The sequence below is a fragment of the Alistipes sp. CAG:29 genome, assembly GCF_000435435.1.
Lineage (GTDB): Bacteria > Bacteroidota > Bacteroidia > Bacteroidales > Rikenellaceae > Alistipes > Alistipes onderdonkii.
In genome coordinates, this window is sequence record NZ_FR893466.1 from 76,272 (window position 1) to 84,909 (window position 8,638).

Genomic DNA, 8,638 nt, shown 5'->3' on the forward strand with positions numbered 1-8,638 from the left:
TGTGATCCGTTATTTTGTCATGACGATTTCGAAATCTTCCAGCAGGCCGTAGTCCCGCTGGTCGTAGTCGCTGCCGGGCAGCTGTTTGGGCACGTTGTTCCAGTGCCACGGGCCTGCGATACCCTTGTCGGCGCTGTAATGAGGGCCGAAGAGGTTTTTAAGGCTGCCCACCACCTGCACTTCGACGCGGTTGCGTCCCTTGCGCAGGTAGGGCGTGAGGTCGAACGCATAGGGCTGCCAGGCGATGATGCCCGCTTTGCGGCCGTTCACGCAGACCCGTGCGAGCGTCCCCTCCCAGGCGTTCAGCCGGAGCGTGTAACCGGCCGCGGGGTCGTCGATGTCGTAGTCCCGGCCGTAGGCCATGTCCCACGAATAGAAGGGGAGCCCCTGCCGTTTCCAGCTTCCCAAGGCCGGTTTCCCGGCGGGTTCGCGGACGATCCATCCCGCCCCGGCCGATTCGAGCACGAAGTCGCCGAAAAGGTAGATGGGGGCTATTTCGGCATAGATGCTCATGGGCGAGACGCTCAGTTCGACGGTGTTCGTCCCCCGCCGCACCAGATTGCCTACGGGGTAGATCCCGAAGCGGCTGTCGAGCAGCGTGTCGGGCGCCGCGGCTTCGACGGGCGTGCCGTTGAACGTCACGTTCCAGATGCCGGGTTGTTCGGCGACCAGCTTCATGCCGCGCGTGTCGAAGTCCCCGGCCACGACGAAGTGGTAGCTTACGCGGATGTCGCCCGTGGTCAGCGTGTCGCGTTCGACGATAGTCTGCCTGTACTGGATGGCCGAGTCCCACGGGTTGCCTGTCCCGTAGCAATGGTTGAAGAGTTTGTTGCACGCCTCGAACGTGTAGAGGTTGCGCTCGGTGCGCCCGTCGACCGTCAGGTCGCAGAAATCGAGGTTGAGGACGTTGTCTTTCAGGCGGGTGACCTCCAGCGGGCCGGCGGGCTCCAGCTTGGTGCTCCCTGCTGGCTGTGTTTCGGTGCCGGATGCCGCCCGGGAGGTACGTGCAAGGGCGCTCCGGCCCGAAGCCGGGGCGAAGAGCAGGAGGCTCCCGGCGGGCGGCAGGCTGAAGTCCGCCCCGACGCTTTTCCCGTCGGCGGTGTGCGGGTAGGGACGCATGTCGCCCGAGACGGCGTCCAGCTCGACCAGCTCCCCGGCCGGGAGGCCGACGCTGCCCGTGGCGGTGTCGCTTAGCGAGGAGTTGACCAGGAACAGGAGCTCCCCGTCCTCGTAGCTGCGCCGCTGGTGGTAGAGGTCGTTGCCCGTGACGTTGCAAAAACGGATCCTGTCGTCCGCGAACGATTCGGCGATCGCCTTACCGTCCAGTGCCGCGTAACGGCGTATCCGGGAGGCGTTGCGGTCGAGGAAATCCGCCAGTTCGGGGCTGGGCCGCCCGTCGACGAGCGTCGGTTTGGCAAAGAGCACCAGTTGCCCGCCCGCCTCGACGAATTGGCGGATGAGGCTGAAAGTCCCGGCGTTGAGGTTCTCGGTCATGGGCGGGATCACGACCTTCGCATAGGCGCGTTTTCCGACGACGAATTTACCGCCCCTGACCGAACCGCGGTCCTTGATGATGTGCTCCGAGCCCAGGTCGTATTCCGCCTGCGCCTTTTCGAGCGTGGTGACGAAACGCTGGAATGCGCTGCCGATCTCCATGCAGCGGGGGTCGTTCATGACATAGGAGTAGTAGAGCCAGATCGTCGTGGTTGGTTCCAGGACGAGGATGTCGTTCATCTGTTCGCCCTGGCTGAGCACGAGTGACAGGCGGGCGAAGTAGTCGTTCAGCACCTTGTAGTCCTCCCACCATGGCGAGAGGCGGGTGAAGACCGGGGGATAGTCGTATTTGCGGGCGCCGGCGATGGTCATGTGCGAGAGGTGCTGGTTCATGAAATTCACGCCCAGCGCATATTCCCAGTCGCCCAGCCGCTTGAAGTCGCGGAACGTCTCGTCCCAGCCCCCGCCGCCGTAGGTTTCGCTCAGCGTGCGTACGCACCCCGTCTGGTTGGCGGCGCTGCGCAGCTCCTTCACGGCGCGGACGTTGCCGAACTGCGCCTGCGGGCTCTGGTCGTTGTACTGGTTGAAGAGCATGTCGATGGCGGGCATCTGGTGCCACGCGTACATGGCCATATTGTCGCCGCCCTGGTACATGCTCGGCCAGTCGTGCTCCCAGTAGTGCCCCGTCCAAAGCATGCCCTTGCGGTCGCAATAGGCCGACATGGGCTTCGCCCAGCGGTCTACGAACATTTGCGTCAGCGTTTCGAGGTAGTTGTGGCGTACCTGTTTCCAGTCGCCCGTTTGCTCGGAGAGCAGGGGCAGCGAAGTTGCCAGGTCGTAGCCCCACTGTTTGCGGAACACTTCGAACAGGTCGGGCGTCCAGCGCACGCCGCCCGAACTGGGAATGCACGGTTCGTCGGAGAAAAGCCCCCTGATGACCGGGCCAAGCTCGTTGCCGAAGGTCTTTTCGTAGCCCGACATGGTGATGTCGAGGAACTTTTCGGTGACGCCCTCGACCAAGAGGTCGACGTACGAGTAACCCCCGTGCCAGCCCGAACGGCCGTAATAGGTCTTTTCGTAAAGGTAGTATTCGCCCGGGACGTCTTTGTAGCGGCCCGTGTCGGCGGTGATGTCGCGGAACGTGCCGCCCTCCTTTTTCAGGCAGAGGAAGTATTTTCCCGCATCGGCCGGGGGCAGTGCGGTTTTGGTGAGCGCGAGCCCCTGGCCCTGGTCGTAGGATTCGGGCATCTGTGCAGGAACATGTCCGCCTGCGAAGCCGCTCGGGTAGGAGTTTTCGTCGTAGATCCAGATGTCGAGCCCCAGTTCTTTCCCCTTTTCCACACTGTATTTATAAAGGTCGAACCATTCGTCGGAGAGGTATTCGGTGACCAGCCCCGGCCGCGGGTGGACGAAGGCGCCGCCGAAGCCCTGCGCCTTGAAGTCGCCCAGCATCCGGTCGATGTCGGCGCGGGTGACCCGCGTGTTCCAGACCCACAGGGGCGCCGGGCGGAATGCCCGCGGGGGATCGGCGAATTCCTTTCGGAGCTTCTCGAATTTCATTTCCCGTTTCTGGGGGGCTGCGGCGTAGCTGGCGAGGCACGATGCCGCCAGGGCGGCCGCCAGCAGGCTTTTGATTGCGGAGGGTTTGGTTTTCATGGTCGTTCCGGATTGTGTTTGCTTTACAAAGGTAAAGGTTATGCGCTTCGGGCGGTAACGAATCCTGATAAACGACTTTTCATTTCTGATAAAGCGTGCGGAGGATGGCGCGGGCGAACCGAGAGGTTCGGGGCGGGATGCGGAGCAGGGAGAGACGGTATGGCCGGGATGCTGCCGGGCCGGGCAGGCGGGATCGTTAGGAACGGGGGACTGTGGAATCGGGGAATCAGAGGGCCGGGGATCCGGCAGAACGGTGGGGGCGCTGAAAGCCGGCGGAAAAAACACGGCGAGCCGGGGACGGGTGCCCCGCACGGCCGGGCAGCGGGTGTGGGGCAGCGGATGCAGGCGGGGTTACCTGCGCGGCAGGATGGCGACGATGCGCGTCCCGCCCGTGTATCCGGAGTCGATGTATATCTCCCCGTGCAGGTGGGTGACGATCAGGCGGCAGAGGTAGAGCCCGAGGCCGTTGCCCTGGCTGAAGGGGTCGAGTTTGGTGAAACGCTCGAAGACATAGCCGTGCTTCTCGGGCGGGATGCCGCAGCCCGTGTCGGCGACGGCGACGAAGACGCGGTCGTCGCCCAGACGGTCGCATTCGAGGCTGATCGTGCCTTCCTGCGTGAATTTATAGGCGTTGCCGAGCAGTGCCGAGATGAGTATCGTCAGGTATTTGTCGCTGGTGTTGAGCGCAATCTCCGCGACCGGGATCGCGCCTTTGTAAACGATGCCAGGCTTGGGGTACCTCACCTTCATGATCCGCAGTTGCGCCTGGCATACGGCGCAGAGGTTCGTATACTGGCACGGCAGCGGCGCGTGCAGGTTTTCGAGGTAGGCCACCTCTAGCATGTCGTCGAACAGGAATCGCAGCTGGCGGCGGTTGTCCCGGATGATTTCGCAGTATTGGGCGCGCGACTCCGGGGTGATCTCCTCGGCGCAGAGCAGCTCGGAGAATCCCATGATGCAGTTGAGCGGCGTACGCACTTCGTGGCAGACCGAGTTGACGAATGCGGCCTTTTTGAGTTCGCTTTCGTGGGCGTGCTTCGTTTGCAGGAGTAACTCCTTCTGCAGTCGCCGGGTACGGCGGTTGCCGACATAGATCGCACCGACGACCGCAGCGATCACCAGCAGTGCCAGCGAAACGTAGGCCAGGGCAGTTTTGTGGTGGTGGGCCGTAAGCAGCGCCGCGTCGAGCGCCATCCGGTCGAGTTCGTACGACTCCTGCTTCTCGCGGATGACTTTGCTCTGTTCGAGCCGCAGCAGCGAATCCCGTACCTTCACGGCACGGGCATAGGCCATGCAGGCCTCGGAGTCGCGGTGCAGCCTGCGGAACATGTCCGCCCGTTCCTTGTAGCAATCCGTGAAGTGCACGCCGGCCACGGGGTGGTGTTCGGCGGTGCGGATCAGCGAATCCGAGAAGGCCAGGGCCCTGGCGTACTCCCCGTGCCCGACGGCATCGAGATAACCTTCGCGGTAGTGGCGCATGCGGGCGAAGTGGAGCCGGTCGGCCTGGTGCGTACGGATGAACCTGCTTTGCAGGAAAAGGTGCATGCCGGGCGTACCCCCGAATTCGTTGTCGCCCTCGGGTTGCAGCGGCTGCGCCGTTGCGGCGCAGAAAACCGCGAGCGCCAGGCATATTGCCGGGAAGAGTATCGGTCGGCGCGTGCTCATGGCTTGGCGGGGATTGTGAAGATGAAACGTGCACCGGCGGTATATGCCTCGTCGAGGGATATGTTGCCCGAGAGGTGCCGGGCGATCAGGCGGCATAAAGCGAGGCTCAGCCCCGGCGTCGCCTTCGAGTCGTCGGAGGGCAGGCCGAAGATGTCGTTGCGTTTTGCGGGCGGGATGCCGCAGCCCGTGTCGGTCACCGTAACCCGAAGTTCGTTGCGGCGCGGGTCTATTTCATAGCGGAGCGTGACGGAGCCTTCCCGGGTGAATTTGCGGGCGTTGTCGAGCAGCGCGCGCACCACGAACGAAAAGTATTTGGCATGCGTGCGGACGGTGGCCGGGTTCTCCGGGGCTTCGATCGTGAAGGCCACCCCGGGATTGCAGCTAAGCCGCGAAGCGGCAAGCAGTTCGGCGCGGCACACCTCGTCGATGTTGGTTTCCTCCAGCCGCAGGGCCTCGGTCAGGCTGTCGAGGTTGGCGGCTTCGAGCATGTTGTCGAGCGCCGAAAGCAGCAGGTCGGCGTTGACGCGGATGGAGTCGCAGCAGGTATTCCGCTCGGCAGCGTCGATGTCCGACAGCATCAGCCGCGAGGCTGCGGTGTCGATGGCGTCGAATGCGGGGCCGATGCCGCGGCAGATCGTGTTTACGAAGACCGATTTCATGTGTTCGCTCTCCTGGGCCTTGCGGCTGTGGCGGAGGATGTCGGCCTTCAGTCTGCGGTTGCGCAGCAGCGACCGCAGGAGGTAGATCCCCGTGCCGGACATCAGCAGCACGATGACCACGATCGAAAGGCTCGTGGCGGCGCGGTTACGGATCAGGGCCCGCGTTTCGGCCAGCTTGCGCTTGTCCAGGTCGTGTTGCCGGCGGATCGTTTCGAGGCGTTCGCGGCGTTCGGCGGTGAGGATCGAATCCTGCACCTGCATCGTGTGCTCGAAGGCCTCGAAAGCCTCCGGGTAACGCTTGGCCTTGGTGAGCAGGATGCTGCGGTCGCGGTAGGCCTGGTAGACCTTGTTGGGCAGCATGCTGAAATAGCCCTTGCCACTTTCGATCAGGCGGATCAGCGAATCGGAATACTGGATGCTTTCGGCATAGGCGCCGGTGTTGGCTTTCCAGAGGTAGCCCATTTCGTAGAGGTAACTTTTGTTGCGCAGCAGGTTTTCCCCTTCGGCCGCGAGCATACGGCTGCGGAACTCGTTGAAGTACCGGGCGGCGTAGTCGTTGCGGCGGATATTGAGCGCACATTGCATCAGCTGCTGGTAAGGCCGCACGTAGCTGTTGTCCTTATAGAGGTAGGGGCGCCGCCCGAGGGTGCTGTCGGCGGAATAGTAGCGGTCGAGCAGTGCGATCTGGTCATTGGTGAGCGCGACCTGTTCGTCGTAGCGGTAGCTTTGGTTGTAGGCGCCGCTCAGCACGTAGTAAATGATGCTGGCGAAGCACCTGCGGATATTGAGGTTCGGCATTTGCTCCGTCAGCTCGTAGGCTTCGCGCCACGTGTCGGTCTGCGGGATATAGGCCCGCCGGTTTCCGCCCTCGTGGTAGCAGAGCGTGAGGTTGGCGTAGCCGCGCAGGAGCAGGCGTTTGGTGCGCTGGTAGATGTTCTCGGGCTCTTCGGGCGGGGTGTTGCTCCAGTCGTAAACCTCATGTGCCAGCCTGAGGTTCTCCGCAAGGTCGTACTGGTGCCCCAGGCGGTAGAACCCGATGCACATTTCGGCATAGGCGTCGGCACCCTCTTCGGGTGTGCCGGGAGTCAGGTCGCGGAGCGCCTGTACGTAATAGCGGAGCGTATCTTCCTTTTCGACATAGATCGAATACCGGCTGAGGATCGGGATGACGGACACCGACATGGCGTAGGTGTCGCGGATGTCCGCCGCTTCGCGGAAAAGCTGGATGGAATAAGGCAGGTTGAGGTGCGTGTCCTCGTTCAGGTCTTTGAGGTTGAGCAGTAACTGCACCCGTTCGCGGGGATCGGACGTATGCGCCAGCCTGCCCTGGAGGCTGTCCGTGACGGAGGACGGCGCGGCCATAAGAGATACGCCTGCGCCGAAGACGACGCAGTATATGCATAAAAGCAGGCGGACAGGGGACATGTGGGTGTAACGCAAAATTGGGACTAAGGTAGTAAAAAAAACGGGCCGGACAAAAAGTCCGGCTCCGTTCTGTGGAAAATTATGCGAGACCTTATGCCTTTTTCAGGCTCATATCCAGATACATTTTCAACTCCCGGGGCATTACCGGCTTGGTAATAAAGCCGTTGCATCCGGCTTCCTCGGCGATGCGGCGATCCGTGTCGAAGGCATAGGCGGTCTGCATGATAACGGGTAATTGGGTGGTATGCCGGCGTATCTCCTTGAGTGCCTCGATACCGTCCATTACAGGCATTTTGATGTCCATCAACACGGCATCGGGATGATGCTCCAATGCATAGTCGACGGCCTCTCTGCCATTTTTCGCCCATAGCAGCTCATACTCTTTTTTGAGTATTATTTCCAGCAATTTGTAATTGCTTTCAACGTCTTCCGCAATAAGTATCAGCGGTTTACGTGCATCTGGATTGTTGTCTGTCATTGTTTTTACAGTTGGGACGAGTGCAAATATAAAAAATTTTTCCGGAAAACAAATAGGATTACCGGCGAATTGTTCCTTCCCAGCAGGCCGTGTTGCCGCAGGCGTCGGTCAGGGTGAGCCGGACGCTGTGGCTTTTGCGGGCCGGGGGTTCCTCGAACAGGTGGATCAGCGTGTCCTGCATCGGGAGACGGTCGCAGGGAACCCATTTGCCGTCGATGAACAGGGTGCACGAGGCGATGCCCGAGAAGTTGTCGCCCACGCGGAAGCGCATGCCCGAAGCGCGTGTGAGGTCTGCCCCTTCGGTGAAGAGCGGGCGGATGCGCGGCGGGATGGTGTCGGCCACGACGAACAGTTCTCCGGTGGTGCGGGTCGTGGCCGTGACGGCACCGTCGGCGTATTTCCCGCCGATGCAGGTAAGGCGCCCCTTGACGTTGCGGGCGGCCAGCACCGTGTGGGGCTGCAGGTTTTCGGGGACGAACGCCCGCACGCTGACCGTCATCGCCCGGTGCAGCGGCGTGGTGACCGGGAGGATGCGGTAGCCGGACGTGAGGACGAGGAGCGTCGAATCGGACGCCGGGGCGGGGCAGCGTTCAGCGCGGCAGAAAACCGGTTCGTAGAGCGCTCCGGCGGGGATGCGTGCCGTGACTTCGCGCCCGAGGCGGACGATGCCCGTCCGCCCGGGGGTGAGCACCGTGGCGGCGCTATCGGCTTCGGCACGGAAACTCTCCGTCCGGCCGAGGATGTCGAATTCCAGCTGCGAGCGGTTGCCGCAGTCGTCCCATGCCTCGATGCGGATGCGGCGGGTCTGTCCCGCTTCGGTGCGGACGATTCCGCGTTCCTCCATGACGGGGTAGAAACAGTCGGGGGATTCGGCCAGTTGCGCCGTGCGGATCACCTCGTTGCGCGAGGTGAGTTGCAGCGGGTAGTAGCTCACGGCGTCGCAGCAGCGCGAATTCGCCTGCTCGAAGCCGTCCATGCGGTATTCGAAAAGGGGCTTGCCGTCGGCCGATAGGGCGAGGCGCCACAGGCCGAAGGTGTTGCCCACGCCGTTGCGGCGGTCGCTGGCCTCGACGACGAAGTAGCCTTTGCGCCCCGCGCCGACGGGCTCTTCGCGCGTCAGGCGGTAGTTGCCCCCGGCGCTGCGGACGACGGCATAGCTCTCCGGGCGGCTGTGCACGGGGACGCCCTGCACGGTGTCGACCTCGATGTAGTGGATCCGCATGATGCGCGGCGGGAGGTCGTCATGGGGGCGGATGATCCC

General features: G+C 62.7%; 5 protein-coding genes. All 5 read right to left on the minus strand.

Annotation, left to right across the window (positions count from 1 at the left end; genetic code table 11):
- Positions 1-9 precede the first annotated feature (9 nt).
- A complete protein-coding gene (locus tag QVP03_RS07315; RefSeq protein WP_022332858.1) occupies positions 10-3,150 on the minus strand; it encodes a glycosyl hydrolase in 3,141 nt (1,046 codons plus the stop codon).
- Positions 3,151-3,501: 351 nt separating this feature from the next.
- Complete coding sequence (locus QVP03_RS07320) at positions 3,502-4,815, minus strand: sensor histidine kinase (protein WP_018694959.1); 1,314 nt, start codon at positions 4,813-4,815, stop codon at positions 3,502-3,504.
- Positions 4,812-6,836, minus strand: a complete 2,025-nt coding sequence (locus QVP03_RS07325) for a sensor histidine kinase (protein ID WP_195665551.1) — start codon at positions 6,834-6,836, stop codon at positions 4,812-4,814. The genes QVP03_RS07320 and QVP03_RS07325 overlap by 4 nt, the downstream gene beginning before the upstream one ends.
- Positions 6,837-6,990: 154 nt before the next feature.
- Positions 6,991-7,377 (minus strand): response regulator, encoded by a 387-nt coding sequence (locus QVP03_RS07330; protein WP_022332860.1) that lies wholly within the window; start codon positions 7,375-7,377, stop codon positions 6,991-6,993.
- 58 nt (positions 7,378-7,435) lie between these two features.
- A partial coding sequence (locus QVP03_RS07335; RefSeq protein ID WP_288210693.1) for a M23 family peptidase occupies positions 7,436-8,638 on the minus strand: 1,203 nt, incomplete at its 5' end.